Source organism: Enterococcus florum, from assembly GCF_004309355.1.
In the GTDB taxonomy this organism is placed as follows: Bacteria; Bacillota; Bacilli; order Lactobacillales; family Enterococcaceae; genus Enterococcus_A; species Enterococcus_A florum.
Map to the genome: position 1 here is coordinate 35,137 of NZ_BJCC01000025.1, position 16,136 is coordinate 51,272.

Here is a 16,136-nt window from a genome sequence, read left to right on the forward strand (position 1 = left end):
GCTGCTCCTCCTATCCTCTTAGTCCATCCATTCTCCACCAACTAAATTGATCGATTGTCCAGTCAAGTAACTAGACTGGTCCGTTAGTAAAAAGACCGCCGCATGAATCACGTCTTGCAGATCCACCAATCGATGCATGGGTATATTGCTCTTGAAATAGTCCATGACTTCTTCAGGGTCAAGATCACGCTTTTTAGCATATTGGTGCTTCAGCTTCTCCCACATTTCTGTGTAGACGATGCCTGGGCAGATGGAGTTGACTCGGATGTGTTGATCCGCAAATTCTTTAGCGATCGATTGTGTCAATCCTTGTACCCCAAATTTGCTAGCACAATAGACCGTCTGCCATGAACTAGCCTTTTTGCCTGACAATGAAGACATATTCAAGATTTGGCCGCCGCCATGTTTCAACATTCGCGTAATTGCTGTTTGGCAACACAAGAAGGTCGCCTTCAAGTTAACATTCATTGTTAGATCCCATAATGCTTCGCTGCTTTCCAAGAAGGGGGCCATTTCAGAAACTCCGGCTGAATTAACCCACGAAGTCAACGCACCAAATTGCTGCTCCACTTTTTCAGTTGCCTCTTCGATCGCCTGTTTATTTGTCACATCAACTTTGTAATATCGGAGATTCGACGATCCGACTTCCTCGACTAGCGCATTGCCTTTCTGGTCATCAAGATCATAAACAGCTACTTTTGCCCCAAGTGCAGTGAATTCTTTTGCCATGGCCGCGCCCATACCGCTGGCACCACCGGTGATCACGATTACTTTACCCTTCATTTTTCCGCGCTCCTAGTCCAAAAATTTAGCAACATCCGCAGGTTTATCCTGCGGCATCACTTGAATAAAGACATTGACATTTTTGGCAATCAACTGCTTAAACTGTTGATTCTCATCGACACTGGTGGAAATATTTTTATACAAAACACTGCGGTCCTTCCGTGTCCCCATACCTCCAACATCTACTTCCGTGATTTCAATCCCATGATCGACCAAATAATTCAAGACATCAGGACCCTTCACTAATAAGATCGTTGGAGCTTCAAGGCCTTGGCTAAAGAACTGTACCCCTTCTTCTTTCGTAAAGATGCCAATTGCAATTTCTTCAGGAATCGCCATTTCTAAAACCTCAATCATGTATTCATCGTTTGCAGTACCATCGTCTACGATCACCACTTGATCGGCACCTTTGTTTTTGATCCACGCTGTCATCACCTGTCCATGGATCAAGCGATCATCAATCCTTGTTAACACTAAGTTTTGCACGTTTCTTTCGCTCCCCTCGTTTGACTACTTTGCCTTCTACACCTAACGAACTCTCCAGAGTGGCTTTTTCAATCAGTTCTTCTAGTGTTTTTTCTTCGGTATTTCCTAACGCCAACGTCAACAGCATCGGCATGTTCATCCCTGAGATCAGACCGATTTGGAAATCTTTTGCCAAATAAGCGGCACTTTGAAAAGGGGTTCCTCCAGATATATCAGATAAAATGACGTAGCCCTGCGCTGTATCCATTTCAGCTAAAACTCCGGCCAGCTTTTCACGGTAACTTTCTGGTGATTCACCGGGAACCAGAGGCACTGCTTTGATGCCAAATGTATCTCCAGCGATCATTTTCAAACTACTTAATAAACCAACACAAAAATCCCCATGACTGATTAATACGATATTGCTCATTTATTCCACCTCAACTTATGCTGCGTAGCCTAAAATACCTAAGTAATACCCTAGAATTCCCACTACGAAAATAGCAATAATGATCCAAACGGTATTGATTTTTTTCTTCAGCATCCACCACACCAATAGAGTAATCCCTAACGGAATCAAGCCAGGTGCCAATGAGTCCAGGACATCTTGGATTTTCGTTACTCCTTCACCGACAGTCACAGCCAAAGGCGTATTAACTGCGACTCGACTAGCAGCCATTGACCCGACAACCATTAGACCTACGATACTGAAAGAATTGATAATACGATCAATCGTTCCATTCTTCAAGATTTTCAGCAATGAAGTTTTCCCTTGTTTATACCCTGTCATAAACATAAAGTAACCGCATCCAAAAATCAATGCTTCAAATACGATGAAAGACAATATTGGACCTAAATAGCTGCCATCTAACGCCATGGAACAGCCGATTCCGAAAATGATCGGAAATAAAATCCCTTGCATGACCGTGTCGCCAATTCCAGCTACTGGTCCCATTAGTCCTGTACGTACAGCATTAATATCTTTGTCCTGCACATCCTCACCATTCGCCCGCGCTTCTTCCATAGAACAAGCGATCCCGTTGATGATTGGGCCGATCGTAAATACTTCGGAGTTGTAGAAAACCATATATTTCTTCAGCTCTCTTACTCGCTCCTCATTCGTATCATAAAGCTCCCGGATTGGCGTGATCATCAAGTTGGCTGCTCCTAAGGCCTGCAAACGCTCGTAATTGTAGCAAGCCTCTGTACTTGTGGTCCACAACCATGTTTTAACCAAAGTATTTTTGGACAGTTTTTTCTTATAGTCCACGACAGGTTCTGCAGGAGCAGATTGATTATTGACTTCGACTGTTTGCACTTCTTTGTTGACAGATAAACGTTTGACTTTTTTCTTCTCCGATTTTTCCTTTTTGTTATCATTCAAATACATGACTAACGCAATAATTGCCGAGAAAATCGATACCGCAGTCAATCCTAAGCCAGAATAGACAGTCAGGAAGAAACCGCCGAAAAACCAAGGAATCAAGTGACGTTTGCCCAAATAATTCAGCAGCATGGCAATTCCTAATGCAGGCATGATTCCACCCACGACTTCTAAGGCACTGATAACAGTTTCAGGAACTGCATTGATTAATTGTTGTGCCCAGCTGCTGCCAGAGCTTACCAGCAAGAAGGCGGGAATTCCATAAAGCAGGAAAGCCATACAGAAGGAGGGAACAAAATTCATTAACCGCACCCCGCGGATGTTCCCGCTCTCTAAAAGCTTGTCTGCTTGGTGAATCCATGCAGCGTTAACGGTCATATACACTTGATTCAGCAACAGCCCCAACATGCTGAACGGAATCGCAAAGGTCACCGCCATGGTAGGATCAGAATCAGATAAAATCGTCATCGCTGTCCCGAAAATACCAGCTACGATCGTATTGCTCGGCATCGTTCCTCCTGCCGAAATCCAACCAAGATAAATCAATTGGATATTCGCTCCTGCCAGCATTCCTGTCATGGGATCGCCCATAAAGATACCGACTAAAAAACCGGTTGTTAACGGATAGACCAAACATTTAGTGACCGGACCAAAAAACCACCATTGCCCCATCGTAGCTAATAATGCTACTAATATTGCCGAGACTACCATATTTTTTCCTCCTAATTCGTATTAAAGTACTCATTTTTCCAAGGAAAAATGAGGTCGATGCTCATCACGTATATCATTCTGCTAAACTCTTCTCTTCTGAATTCTCTGCATTTCTTTTTCTGCAATCTTTTTTTGACACTGGGAAAAGCAGAACTGACATCCTAATTCGTATTAAAGTATTCATTTTTCCTTGAAAAATGAGGTTGATGCTCATCACGTATATCATTCTGCTAAACTCTTCTCTTCTGAATTCTCTGCATTTCTTTTTCTGCAATCTTTTTTTGACACTGGGAAAAGCAGAACTGACATCCTAATTCGTATTAAAGTATTCATTTTTCCTTCGAAAAATGAGGTTGATGCTTAGGACTTATAATCCTTTTTTTATCAATTTTCGCCTGACAGATACACCATCACTTTGCCTTTTTTTGAAAAAGTCAACTGTTGCAGTTCTTCCCCGATCGCTTCCAAGCTTAATTCCGCACTGATTATTTTTTCGGTATTTATCTGACCACTTTCCAACAGTTTGACTGCTCGAGCGGAAGTATGGGGATTTAAATAGGAAGTATAAATGCTTAACTCCTTCGTATAAGCTTCGAACTGATTAAACTGAATGGGCTGCTGCGGATCCCCTAGACCGAAAAGCAGCACTTTGCTATTTTTCCCAGCTATCGCAATTGCTTGTTCCATAGTACTGGTTAATCCAATACACTCCACCACATAATCAAGATTTTCCTGCTGTCCGATCGTTTCGATTTCTTGGTCTGTCACTGCGAGATCTGCCCCTAATTCCAAAGCCAACTGCCGTTTTTCCGCTTCTCGTTCTACGACGATGATTTTTCCTGCACCGGAAAGTCGAATTAGCTGCAGCATCAATGAACCAATGGCACCCATACCATACATGGCAACTGTTTTTCCGCTTTCGATCTGAATCAAGTCCAACCCATGAATGGCACATGACAACGGCTCTGTAAAGGCGGCTGTTTTCAAATCCAAGCCATCCGCAATTGGATAAACATTTTGTTCAGGAGGATAGACATATTCGGAGAACCCCTTAGCTACTCCGTGTCGCACCTTGCAAAAATTCGGCAGCCCTTGTTGACACCAGCTGCATTTTCCGCAGCCGTAGCTTGGATCGCAAGCAACACGATCTCCTGGACGAAAATACTCACATTCCGGTCCAACCTCCGTAACAATCCCTGAGCACTCATGCCCTAAAATAATTGGCGGAACTACCACACTGGCGCCATTCTGACCTTGGAACTTATGGACATCAGTGCCACAAAGCCCACACCAAGCGACGCGAATCTTCACTTCATCTTTTTCCGGTGAGCGTTCAGGAACTTCTCTTACCTCGTAGGTGTAGTCCCCAACATAATATCCTGCTTTCATAGTCTATTCCTTCAATCGTCCAAATTTTTGAATAAATGAATTTTTCTTTCTACCGTCGTCCGGATCACTTCCAAACAAGGGACTACGTTCTCACGATTCGAAACATTTTCTTTAGAGGCTTCGTAGCATTCTCTCGCTTTTTTATTCCAGCCTACCAACAATTCCGTTCCAACATTGAATTTACGGATCCCTAAATCAATGACTCGTTTTACATCATCATCTTTGACACCTGTTCCTCCGTGAATCACCAAGGGAATAGACACAGCCGCTCGGATTTTTTCTAATTGATCAAAGCTGATATCCGTTTTGGATTTGTACTGCCCGTGATTGGTTCCAATTGCCACAGCTAAAGCATCGATTCCTGTTTCCGCGACAAATCGTACCGCATCTTCAGGATCGGTATAAAAGACTTGATCCTGAGAAACCACGATCCCATCTTCTGTCCCACCTACAGTTCCCAGCTCTGCTTCAACACTGACACCATACTCTTTGGCGAATTTCACCACTTGTTGGGTTCCTAAAATATTTTCTTTAAAAGGCAGCGAAGAACCATCAAACATGACCGAACTATAGCCCGCCAGAATCGCTTTTCGAATCTCACCAAAATCTTTGGCATGGTCCAAGTGCAAGACCACTTCTACCCCATATTCCTTTGCCATCGATTGGCAAACAGCAACCAAATTTTTATGTCCGACATAATTTGCGGTGCCGCAGCTGGTTTGCACAATTACCGGCGTGTGTTGCTGTTCAGCCGCTTGAATGATTGCTGGCAGCATTTCTAAATTATGGGTGTTGAAAGCTCCAATCGCCATATTCAATCTGTCTGCTTCTGTCAGTACTTCTTTCAAAGTTACATACATCAAAATTTCCTCCTCGGATTGCCAATTTCTTTGACGGGCCCAGCCAAAAAAATAAATATCATAATATACGTATATTTGATGTACTTTTATGATAGCCTGTAAAAAGAGCAATTACTATATAGTGATGAGGAAAACCTTTCCAAAAAAAAAGCCGAAACAAGTTTTTTTTGAAAATCCATTCATGGTAAACTATGAGAAAATATACTTGAGTTCGACTTCACTATTCTATTTGTTCTGCAAGATACTTTATGAGGAGGGCTCCCATGATTATTCAATTGAAAAGAGAAAATTACGAAGCGCTATCTGATTCTGAACGCAAAGTGATTGATTTCATCAATAAAAACGAAGCAAAAATTCCCGAATTGTCGATCACAAAAATGGCAGAGAAGACCTTTACCTCCTCCGCCACCATTTCACGTACCATTCAAAAATGCGGATTCTCCGGTATTGGCGAATTGCGTTACAAAATCTCTCAGCAACAGCAATCGCGAGATACTTACGATGCCCCCTATGTTGTGAACAACATCCTGGCAAAATCCTTTCGTGAATGCACTCAAACCATTGATGCCATTAGTTCCACTGCTATTTTTCAAACCATCGAATACATTAAAAGGGCACAGCGAATTTTTATATATGCTCGTGGATTTACTGGGCTGATTGCCGAAGAGTTCCAGATGTACCTGCAGCTCTTAGGTTATAATGCGATCATAGTGAAAGATGTGAAGTGGATGGATAAAACGCACGAGATTGTAACCAAAGAAGACATGATCATTATTTTGTCTTTAAGAAATTCGACCCCTGAACTGGCAGAATCCGCTAAAAGCGCACAGCGGATTGGTGCAAAGGTCGTTTCCTGCTGTTGTAAATCCCCAACTGATTTAGAGAAGTATTCAGATGTGACTATTATCGGCCACACGGAAAAGGTCATGAGTGCCAGCGGCCTGCAGGTCTATTCACGAGTTCCCTTATTGATCATCACCCGCACAATTATCGAGTATATCGGCTTATAAAAATTAGGAGGAAAATCATGAGTATTTTATGTATTGGACAGGCGGTGTACGACCTGACTTTTCCCACAGACAGCACCATTGTAGAAAATCAAAAATACCGTATTTTTGATCGCCATGAATGCATGGGTGCGCCAGCCGCTAATGCCGCGTACCTGTGCGGTCTTTGGGGGATTCACACCTCATTGATTGCTCGAATCGGAGATGATCTATTCGGCAAGGAAATTGTCCAAACTCTGCAGTCTGCAGGAGTCGATACAACAGGAATCCGGTACGAAGAGCAGCAGAAGACCAGCATCAGCTGTATCATGGTCAACAAGAAAAACGGAAATCGGACGATTTTGAATGCGCCTTTGAAGGAAACCGATTTTCATCCTGTTTGGCCCGAGTCTCCAAAGGTGATCCTGCTCGATGGCCACGAACAAGCTATTTCGTTAGAAGCTTTACGTCGATTTCCGAAAGCTTGCTCAATCATGGATGCCGGCAGCTTCAAACCTGAGCTGACTGAGTTGTTCCAGCAAGTGGATTTCTTGGTTTGTTCGCAAGATTTTGCTTATCAATACACCCAGATCGTAATTGACCTGCAAGAGGTTTCGACCTTGGAAGCCACTTTTGATGCCTTGGAAAAACTTAATTCCAAGCAAATCGTCATTACGTTGGGCGAACAAGGCAGTGTCTATAAGCAAGCAGGCAAAATCGTCCACATTCCTGCCTTCCCGACCAAACCGGTCGATACAACGGGAGCAGGAGATATCTTTCATGGGGCCTTCGCTTATGGGCTGCACCAAGACGATTCGATCGAAAAAATTATAGTGTCGGCTTCTGCTGCGGCCGCGCTTTCAGTCGAGAAGCTGGGTGGGCAAACTGCGGTCCCTGAAAAAGAGAAGGTCGACCGATTTTTGCAGGAAAAGCAAGGATTGTAAAGTCAAAAAGAGCTCGTACATGAAAAAGTACGAGCTCTTTTTTAACTGTTTTTATGTGTCCTTATCCAAACCAAGACGCTTAAACTGCCAATCCAGCTCAATAATGTTACCCAGATTCCTAAGTCTACATAAAAAGGTGCTTTAAACGATAAAGTAATTTCTTGTATATCCTCCGTCGCTTGAATCGTGGGGGTGCCAATTTCAGACAACGTATAGCTGATCGGTCGACCTTTTGCTTCTAAGCGTGATCCTTGATATAAAATGATCGGCAGAGCCAGTGGACCATTGACAGGTGCTTTCCACTTTACTGTTAGCTGGTCATTGCGAACCTCTTTTTGAAAGTTTGGGTTCCTTTCAACGATCTCGTCTCGATAAAGCCGATAATTGTTTGCGGAGGTCGCTTGGTAGATCGGCAAATAGTCAGGTGTGCCTTTTTGAACAAGCGTTAAGCTCTTTTGCATGTCAGAATTAAAAAAAGAGTCTTTGACCGCCTTTGTATTTGAATCAACATACGTATGGATCTGGCTGTTGCCAGCATAATTCTCCGTCTGCCAGCGGGCGAGCGTCTCGGTGGTGGTGAACAAAACCTGTCCCATGCCGAGCAGTGCAAATGCTGAAAACAACAGCAGAAAATTTCGTGTATCCCATTTAACTGCCTGCAGCGTTTTCCCGCTGAAAAAGAGAAACAGTACGGTAAACGGGGCAAAAAAACGAAAAGGAAATTGAATCAAGCTGACAAAAGGCAGTTCATCGGAAACCATCGTATTCCACGGCAGCAGATCACTAGATAAAAATAGAAACAGCAGTGCCAATAAGCCTGTAATCCCTGTCAAGACCGACATTTCTTTACGCCGCACGATAAAAATCACTGCTGCGATCCCCATCAAAATCAACAAAGGATAAGGATAAAATAGCCAATAATCACTGCCTGTATCCACCGCAAAAGAAGACATATCTCGATTGATAAAAGGACTCAAAATAGTATTGCCGCGATACAAATAGAATAAGGCGGTCCACAGATTGGCAGTCAACAGTATGAACAAGCCAATTGCTGCAAACAAATGCTTCAGCATTCGGCCCTTTTCATGGCATTTCACAAAACTGTAGACAAAATAGCCGGCATAGATCACTGCCAAAAGCAAACTAGTAAACAAATGAATCTGCGCCATCAAAGCCATGGATAAGGCCAATTTAAGAATTGGAATCTGCTTTTTCTCCACCATATCGATTACTGGAATCAAACACAATGGCAATACCGCTGTCCCCCAGCTCGTAAATCCTTGCCGTTCGATCCAATATTGAATCGAAAACGTCGTCATAAAAAACAACGATAGCGGCAAACGGATCGGTAAACTGACGTGCGCCTTTTTCAATAGTAGAAACAAAGAAGTTCCCGACAACACATACAACAGGAAATTCGACAATACTTGATAACGAAACCATGTTCCAGCCAATAAAACCAGCCCACCATTCAAGTAAGCCCATAATGGTCCGTAAAATGGATTCACGATCCGACCGGACTGCTGAAAACCGAACAGTGAGATAAAGTATTGAAAATTTCCAGTCTTAATCTGCATCGCTGTATCATAAAAGCGATTAAAATGAAAGACAGAATCCGATCCCATTACCATTTGGCGTGTGATGAGATTGGGCAACACTAAAAGGAGCGCTGCAAATACGATCACCAAATAGGGTATTTTTTTCTTCATGGAATCACCTCGTCTCTCATTATAAAGTAGACGAGATGATTTCCAGTGAAAAACGCTTGACAGGCTTTAGTATGAAACAAAAGTTGACGATCCTAAGTAAGATTTTGAATACAAAAAGGAAGCAGATCCGCACAGCGGATTTACTTCCTTCTTTTAAAGCTTATCCTTCATTTGGGATATGAATCGCCCGTTTATCCGCAGCCATTGTAGCCTCGCAGATCACTTCACTTAAAGTTGGGTGTGGATGAATGGTCGACAAGATTTCTCGGGTAGTTCCCCCTAGCTGCATGATTACTGCCGCTTCTGTAATTAAGTCCGTTGCGCGTTCACAAAGCAGATGGACCCCGATAATTTTATCCGTTTCCTCCTCCACTAAAACTTTCGCAAAGCCATAAGCTTTGTCCATAGCCAGGGCTTTTCCGCTGGCCTTTAAAGGGAACTTGCCTAAGCGAAAGTCGATCCCTTTTTCTGTTGCCTTTTGTTCTGTTAAACCGACACCAGCAAATTCCGGATCAGAATAGACACACCCAGGAACAACATCCCCTTTAAAGATTTCCTTGGCACCTAAAGCATTCTCTGCAGCAATTTCACCTTGTGCTGAAGCGTAATGCGCCAACATAACCTGTCCGGTACAATCGCCAATTGCATAAATATGATCCACGGTAGTTTGTGTACGTTCATTGATTAACACTTGCTGTCCTTCCATTTTAATAGAAGTTTTTTCTAGACCTAACCCTTCAATATAGCTTTTGCGCCCGACGGCGATCAACAGCTTTTCACCGGTAAGCTTTTCATTACCCAAGGAAAGTTCAACTCCCTTTGTATGAGAAGCGACCGCTTCAACTCGAACACCCAATCGGAACTTAATTCCCGACTTAGTCAGCTTCTTCCGTAATAATCCCGCCAGTTCTTGATCCATTGCTGGCAAGATTTCCGGCTGTTCTTCCACGATCGTCACAGCGACACCAAAGTGATTAAAGATCGAAGCAAACTCAATGCCGATCACTCCACCACCAATAATTAACATGGAAGCTGGCAAACTTTCTAAACTGAGAGCTTTGCTGGAATCCAACCAGTCAGTATAATTGTTCAACCCTTTAATTGGCGGAATGAAAGGCTTAGAACCAGTCGCAATAATCACCCGATCCGGCTGTAAATTGATCCTCTCGTCGTCTGCGCCAGTCACTTCAATCGTTTGATCATCCAAAAATGCTGCAGTTCCCTGCAAGACTTCGATCTGATTAGTTTTCATCAGACTTTGGACCCCTTTGACTAACTGCTTGACGACTCGATCTTTGCGTTTCATTACTGTCGACCAGTCAAATCCTTCAACAGTAGCTGAAATACCAAATTTTTTGGCTTGTTGTACCTGTTCTAGTGCTTCTGCTGATTGGAGTAAAGCTTTAGTAGGAATGCAGCCGATATTCAAGCACGTACCGCCCAACATTTCTTTCTCAATCAATACCACTTTACCGCCTAATTGCGCTGCACGTATCGCTGCAACATATCCTCCAGGACCGCCGCCAATAATTGCGATGGTTGTTTCCAAGTGAATTCCTCCTCCTTCGTATGATTTTCTCTATTTTTTAGGCAGCTGTTCTTCAGGGTTTTCCAACACCTCAGCCATACGTGTTAAAAATTTTGCCCCGCTAGCACCGTCAGCAACCCGATGATCCAGAGTCAACACTGGTTGAAGGATTGAAGCTGCGATAATTTGGTCATTTTCGTCCACATAGGGTTTCTTGACGATTTTTCCGACAGCCAGGATTCCTAATTCCGGTGTATTTACAATAGAAGAAAACGTTTCAACGTTGAACATGCCTAGGTTACTGATGGTGAAGGTTCCACCCGTCAGTTCTTCCATTGAGAACTTCCCTAGCCTACTTTTTTCTTTGATTTCATTCAAGGCCTGCTGCATCTCGGCTAGGGACTTCGCCTCTGCCTGAGGGATGACCGGAACTAGCAGACCACGCTTAGTGTCACTGGCGATCCCTAGATTCACCGCATCCACCGACTCTACTAGACCATCCACAAACCGTTGGTTCATCTCAGGAAATTCTTGCAAGGTCACCGCAACTGCTTTGGCTATAATTGCAGTGAACGAAACCTTTTCCGGCAAACTTTTGCGATAAGCGATTAAATTGTCACAGCGAACCGTTGTGCTTAGCTGAAACTGTGGCACATCGGTCCAGCTGCGGATCATTTGTTTAGCCATTGCCTTTTTGATTCCGGCTAGCTTTTTTCCTTCACTACTCATCGACTTCAATCCATGCGATGGTTTCGCCGATATCAACGGTGGCATCTTCCTCTTCGACAATTTCGGCTAATACCCCATCCACTGCTGCTTCCACATCAGTCGTGGCTTTATCTGTTTCGATTTCTAGTAAAACTTCGCCTTTCTTCACCGCATCCCCTACTTTTTTATACCAGGTAATAATGGTTCCTTCGTCCATGTCCAAGCCGATTTTCGGCATAATTACTTCTTTTCTCATCCTCTGCACCTCACTAATAATTGGCAAATTCTGGGTTATATACCTTTTCCGGCATACCACCAGCTAAAAATAGCTTCAACTCTGTGAATAATTTATCATACGAGCGGTCATAAGGGTCCATGCTGCAGCCGCCGATATGGGGGGTCAATACCACATTGTCTAATTCTAATAGTGGATGATTATTTGGTAATGGTTCTACCGGATACACATCCAACGCCGCTCCAGCAAGCTCCTCTTTTTGCAGCATATCAATCAATTTATCATAATCCATTACAGCAGCTCGTGCCGTGTTGATTAGATACGCAGTTACTTTCATTTTGCTCAACATGTCTGCTGAAACAATCCCACGAGTCCCATCGTTCACTGGCAAATGGATTGAAACAAAATCGGAGGCAGCCATTAATTCCTCCAGCTCTACCAATTGAACCTCCACTGAAATATCTTCCTGCTTAACAAAGGGATCATAAGCCAAAACCTTCATATCAAAGGCCAATGCCCGTTTCGCAGTTTCTCGACCGATCGCTCCAAAACCAACTAAGCCGATTGTTTTTCCCGCTAAAGTAGGACCTTTGTATTGCAAGTACGCAAATTTTTCTGGTGTAGAGCCGACCCAATTGACATCAGTGACACAAAAACCATTTTCAACATACGTTTTATCATCGGTAATTACCCGATTTTTGATTAACAGATTCCCTTTTGCAATGCCACGGCTGACAGCAATCATCATCCCAATCGTGAAATCAGCGACCGTATCTTGATTTCGCCCAGGTACATTGAAAATTGGAATACCACGTTTGGTTACTGCATCCACGTCAACATTGGCATGCGCGCCCCCACGAACCGAAGCAATGACTTTCAACTTCTTCGCCCGATCCAATACCTTTTTCGTTAAAGGATCAAATTCGATGATAATCGCATCGCAGTCCTCTATTGCATTTGCTAACTCATCTTCTGTCAAAATCCGACCTAATTCCGTCATGCCGGCAAACTTGATTTCTGAAAATAAGGTTTTTAAGCGTTCAATATTTTTTTCATCTATATACGTCGTAATTAGTAGTTTTATGATAATCCTCTCCCTAGCTCAATGTTTTTTTGACTGCTGCGATGACTTGATTTTCATCCGGTACATAAGCCATTTCCAAATTTCTAGCAAACGGCACTGGCACATCTGGCGCGGTTACTCGTAAAACCGGTTTTTTCAGATGATCGAAAGCAAACTCTTGAATTTGAGCAGCAATTTCTCCGCCAAAGCCGGATTTTTTGACGGCTTCGTGAACGATTAAAGCATGCCCGGTCTTTTCAATCGAGGTTAAAATCGGTGCCATATCCAGCGGTTCGATACTCTTCACATCGATCACTTCGGCGCTGATCCCCTCTTCTTTTAATTCCTTAGCCGCTTTTAACGCGACATCTACCATGGCTGAATAAGAGATAATCGTGATGTCTTCTCCGGCTTGCTTCACTTCGCTCTCATAGCTGACTTCGTAGGGCTCTTCTGGCACCTCACATTTTCGTTTGTATAAAGCTTTATGCTCTACAAATACCACCGGATTGTTGTCACGAATCGCCCGCAGCAGCAAGCCTTTAGCATCGTAAGCATTGGAGGGCATTACTACCCGAATTCCTGGTACATGAGACAAAATATTTTCCAAAGATTGCGAGTGCTGCGCACCATTTCCTAGTCCGGCGCCGCATTGTGTCCGAATGACTAAAGGAATACTCACCCGACCGCCATACATGTAGCGCATCTTCGCAGCCTGATTCAGGATTTGATCAAAACACACTCCGATAAAATCCATATAAGACAATTCAACAATTGGACGCCGCCCGATCATCGCTGATCCGATCCCCGCACCAACAATCGCAATTTCAGAAATCGGGGTATCTCGTACCCGTTCTCCGCCAAAATTCTCTAATAAGTCATAACTGCAGCGTAGCTGACCACCATAGACAGCGATATCTTCGCCGATGGTAAAGACATTTTCGTCACTGTTAAAAGCAATATGCAGCGCTTCGTTAACTGCCTGACGCATTGAAAGTTTCCGCATAATTTTCCCCTTCCTATCCTTTAGAAAATACGTTCCACTCAATATCTGCAAAGGTTGGATCGTACAAATCATCCGTCATATCTTCAACTGACGGCTCTGGATCTTGCTTGGCCTGTTCCGAAGCAGCTAATACTTTTTGGTTTTCCTCTTTTTCAATTGTCCTCAATTCTTCTTCCGTTACATCATAGTGATTTATCAGCAGCTGTTCACAGCGGAAGATCGGATCCTTTTCCCGCCATTTTTCCACCTCTGAGCGCTCACGGTAATTTTCATTATCCCCAAAGTAGTGACCTGACATACGATAAGTATCCATCTCCAATAAAACGGGACCGTTGCCAGTTAAAACATATTCTTTAACTTCTGCAAAGGTTTCGTACACTTTGACTAGGTCATTTCCATCAATGGTAAGCCCTTTGATGCCATAACCCTTAGCACGATCCGAGATATGCTTAATATTCATGGATTTTTCTGTCGAAGTAGAAATCCCATACTTATTGTTTTCGCAGATAAATACCACCGGCAGCTTCCAAATTGAAGCCATGTTCAAGGATTCATGGAAGGAACCCTCATTTGAAGCCCCATCACCAAAGAAGGCAACAGACAAATGCGGTTCATGAGCCACCTGCAAGCCTAAAGCTGCTCCCATTGCCATTGGAATGCCACCACCGACAATGCCGTTAGCTCCTAAATTACCCGTAGCTAAGTCGGCAATGTGCATCGAGCCGCCCTTGCCTTTACAATAGCCAGTTTCTCGACCCATTAGTTCAGCAAACATTCTTCTCAAATCAGCACCTTTAGCAATACAGTGACCATGTCCACGGTGAGTCGACGTAATGTAATCTTTGTCGCTTAAGTGGGCACAAACCCCTACAGCGATCGCTTCTTCTCCGTTATACGTATGAACCGCCGCTCGAGTAATATTCGCCTTGGCTAATTCAATCGCTTCATTTTCAAATGCACGAATGCGTACCATTGTTCGATAAAGTTTTAACAAAGTTTCTTTTGAAAGAGTCTTCTCCAATGAAATCCCTCCCGCCTTCCTGTTAAGGTAATCATTTTTCTTAATGAAAAATGAATCTGATGTTCTGTTGACCGTTCTGCCTAATTTTTTGAACCAGTAATTAGGACCAGAACTTCAATGCTTGATCCAATTCTTCATGATTTTTCGCCGCTTCAACAACCGGAATTTCATTCATTACTGCTTCAATTGCTTGCAGTAAAGCCTTCGCACCGGAAACTGCTCCTTCTGGATGCCCGTAAATACCGCCCCCAGCCATTAAAATGGTTTCATTGCCTAAGAGATTCATCAAGTATTCAATACTTCCTGGATGAACGCCGCCTGCTACAGTCGTGAAGGCTGGTTCAATTGACTTCATTGGAGTGGATAAGGCACTATGAGTTTCAACTAACTCATCCGTAGTGGTTCCAAAGCGTCCAGTATCTGGGTAAACTAATGGCATATCCATTCCAATTAAACGTGGCAATTTCCCACAGCTTAAGGCTGCCGACATTCCGTTGTTAGCCGAACGATAGTAGGCACCTGCGCCTGCACAATGGCCAAAAATTGGAATCTTGATGTTTTCTTGCTTCAAGAAGCGAACCAAATCCTCGGTTGCTGCCCAACCTAGTGCATTATAGTTGACCATAATGGAATTAGCGCCAGCATCAATGGCTGCTTTCGCACGATCCACTACATTTTGTCCAGTAATATTGACTGCGTATAAAGTAGATTTATCTTTGCCAACTTCTTTCAAATGCGCCATCACCGTTTTCACTCGGTCAATCATTGGAGAGTAGGCTGGATCACTTAATAGTTCGTCATCCTTAATTACATCTGCTCCGCCAAGAGCCGCTTTCGCCGCACCGGCAGCACTAGCTTCCGGCGGAACACCAATACATGGCTTCAAAATGGCACCAACCAACGGACGTTCTTGGATTCCCAACAGTTCCCGAATGCCGCTGACTCCCAACAATGGGCCGGTAAATTGTTCCAGCATCGCTTCTGGAAACTCGATATCCACTAAGCGAATACCATCCTGTGCCAAGACATTTCCAGCAACCGTACTGATCACCATTGCCATGTAAGCTGGGAAATTAGCAATTGGAAAAGCTACTCGAGCAATACATGAAATGCCATCAGACATTGGATAAACACCAATTACTTTTGCCCCATACAGTGCAATTACCTCTGGTGTTTCTCCCTCCACATGTGTCCAGGTCCCAGCACTTTGGTCGGCTGCAACTAGCTTCACCCAATCATAAAGATCAGGTTCCTTTTCAGATTTCATATAGTAGGTGGCGATGACAAACTCGTTATTCAAGCCTTCTGACATTTTCAATGTTTCAAATTTCATTGTTTCTCCCC

The 16,136-nt window shown here is 43.5% G+C and carries 16 protein-coding genes; 2 read left to right on the plus strand and 14 right to left on the minus strand.

Annotation, left to right across the window (positions count from 1 at the left end; all coding sequences use genetic code 11):
* Positions 1-18: 18 nt before the first annotated feature.
* The 6 genes from NRIC_RS14185 to NRIC_RS14210 form a co-directional block, all read right to left on the minus strand.
* Entirely contained in the window at positions 19-783 is a 765-nt protein-coding gene (locus tag NRIC_RS14185; RefSeq protein ID WP_146623366.1) for an SDR family NAD(P)-dependent oxidoreductase, read from the minus strand.
* Positions 784-795: 12 nt separating this feature from the next.
* A complete protein-coding gene (locus NRIC_RS14190) occupies positions 796-1,269 on the minus strand; it encodes a PTS sugar transporter subunit IIB (RefSeq protein WP_146623367.1) in 474 nt (157 codons plus the stop codon).
* Complete coding sequence (locus NRIC_RS14195; protein WP_146623368.1) at positions 1,241-1,678, minus strand: PTS sugar transporter subunit IIA; 438 nt, start codon at positions 1,676-1,678, stop codon at positions 1,241-1,243. Before NRIC_RS14195 ends, NRIC_RS14190 begins: the two co-directional genes overlap by 29 nt.
* A gap of 15 nt (positions 1,679-1,693) precedes the next feature.
* Positions 1,694-3,343, minus strand: coding sequence for a PTS system mannose/fructose/sorbose family transporter subunit IID (locus tag NRIC_RS14200; protein ID WP_146623369.1), 1,650 nt, complete (start codon positions 3,341-3,343; stop codon positions 1,694-1,696).
* A 384-nt stretch (positions 3,344-3,727) separates the two neighbouring features.
* On the minus strand, positions 3,728-4,732 hold the full coding sequence (locus NRIC_RS14205) for a zinc-dependent alcohol dehydrogenase family protein (protein ID WP_146623370.1): 1,005 nt from the start codon (positions 4,730-4,732) through the stop codon (positions 3,728-3,730).
* 11 nt (positions 4,733-4,743) lie between these two features.
* Positions 4,744-5,592 carry a class II fructose-bisphosphate aldolase gene (locus NRIC_RS14210; RefSeq protein ID WP_146623371.1) on the minus strand — a complete coding sequence of 283 codons (849 nt, stop codon included), beginning with the start codon at positions 5,590-5,592 and terminating at the stop codon, positions 4,744-4,746.
* Between the two features lie 263 nt (positions 5,593-5,855).
* Here NRIC_RS14210 and NRIC_RS14215 point away from each other — a divergent pair, with 263 nt between their 5' ends.
* The gene (locus tag NRIC_RS14215) at positions 5,856-6,602 is read left to right on the plus strand and encodes a MurR/RpiR family transcriptional regulator (protein ID WP_146623372.1); all 747 of its coding nucleotides are present in this window, start codon (positions 5,856-5,858) and stop codon (positions 6,600-6,602) included.
* Between the two features lie 17 nt (positions 6,603-6,619).
* Positions 6,620-7,522 carry a carbohydrate kinase family protein gene (locus tag NRIC_RS14220; RefSeq protein WP_146623373.1) on the plus strand — a complete coding sequence of 301 codons (903 nt, stop codon included), beginning with the start codon at positions 6,620-6,622 and terminating at the stop codon, positions 7,520-7,522.
* A 41-nt stretch (positions 7,523-7,563) separates the two neighbouring features.
* On the opposite strand, the gene NRIC_RS14225 is transcribed toward NRIC_RS14220, so the two are convergent.
* The 8 genes from NRIC_RS14225 to NRIC_RS14260 form a co-directional block, all read right to left on the minus strand.
* The gene (locus NRIC_RS14225) at positions 7,564-9,231 is read right to left on the minus strand and encodes a putative glycosyltransferase family protein (protein ID WP_146623374.1); all 1,668 of its coding nucleotides are present in this window, start codon (positions 9,229-9,231) and stop codon (positions 7,564-7,566) included.
* A gap of 160 nt (positions 9,232-9,391) precedes the next feature.
* On the minus strand, positions 9,392-10,780 hold the full coding sequence (lpdA, locus tag NRIC_RS14230; protein WP_146623375.1) for a dihydrolipoyl dehydrogenase: 1,389 nt from the start codon (positions 10,778-10,780) through the stop codon (positions 9,392-9,394).
* Positions 10,781-10,810: 30 nt separating this feature from the next.
* Entirely contained in the window at positions 10,811-11,488 is a 678-nt protein-coding gene (locus NRIC_RS14235) for a 2-oxo acid dehydrogenase subunit E2 (RefSeq protein WP_146623376.1), read from the minus strand.
* Positions 11,481-11,723, minus strand: coding sequence for a biotin/lipoyl-containing protein (locus tag NRIC_RS14240; RefSeq protein ID WP_146623377.1), 243 nt, complete (start codon positions 11,721-11,723; stop codon positions 11,481-11,483). The genes NRIC_RS14235 and NRIC_RS14240 overlap by 8 nt, the downstream gene beginning before the upstream one ends.
* A 13-nt stretch (positions 11,724-11,736) precedes the next feature.
* Positions 11,737-12,792 (minus strand): 2-hydroxyacid dehydrogenase, encoded by a 1,056-nt coding sequence (locus NRIC_RS14245; protein WP_146623378.1) that lies wholly within the window; start codon positions 12,790-12,792, stop codon positions 11,737-11,739.
* A 7-nt stretch (positions 12,793-12,799) separates the two neighbouring features.
* Positions 12,800-13,771, minus strand: a complete 972-nt coding sequence (locus tag NRIC_RS14250; RefSeq protein ID WP_146623379.1) for an alpha-ketoacid dehydrogenase subunit beta — start codon at positions 13,769-13,771, stop codon at positions 12,800-12,802.
* A gap of 13 nt (positions 13,772-13,784) precedes the next feature.
* Positions 13,785-14,792, minus strand: coding sequence for a thiamine pyrophosphate-dependent dehydrogenase E1 component subunit alpha (locus NRIC_RS14255; RefSeq protein ID WP_146623380.1), 1,008 nt, complete (start codon positions 14,790-14,792; stop codon positions 13,785-13,787).
* Between the two features lie 100 nt (positions 14,793-14,892).
* Positions 14,893-16,125, minus strand: a complete 1,233-nt coding sequence (locus NRIC_RS14260; protein ID WP_146623381.1) for a RuBisCO large subunit C-terminal-like domain-containing protein — start codon at positions 16,123-16,125, stop codon at positions 14,893-14,895.
* Positions 16,126-16,136 lie beyond the last annotated feature (11 nt).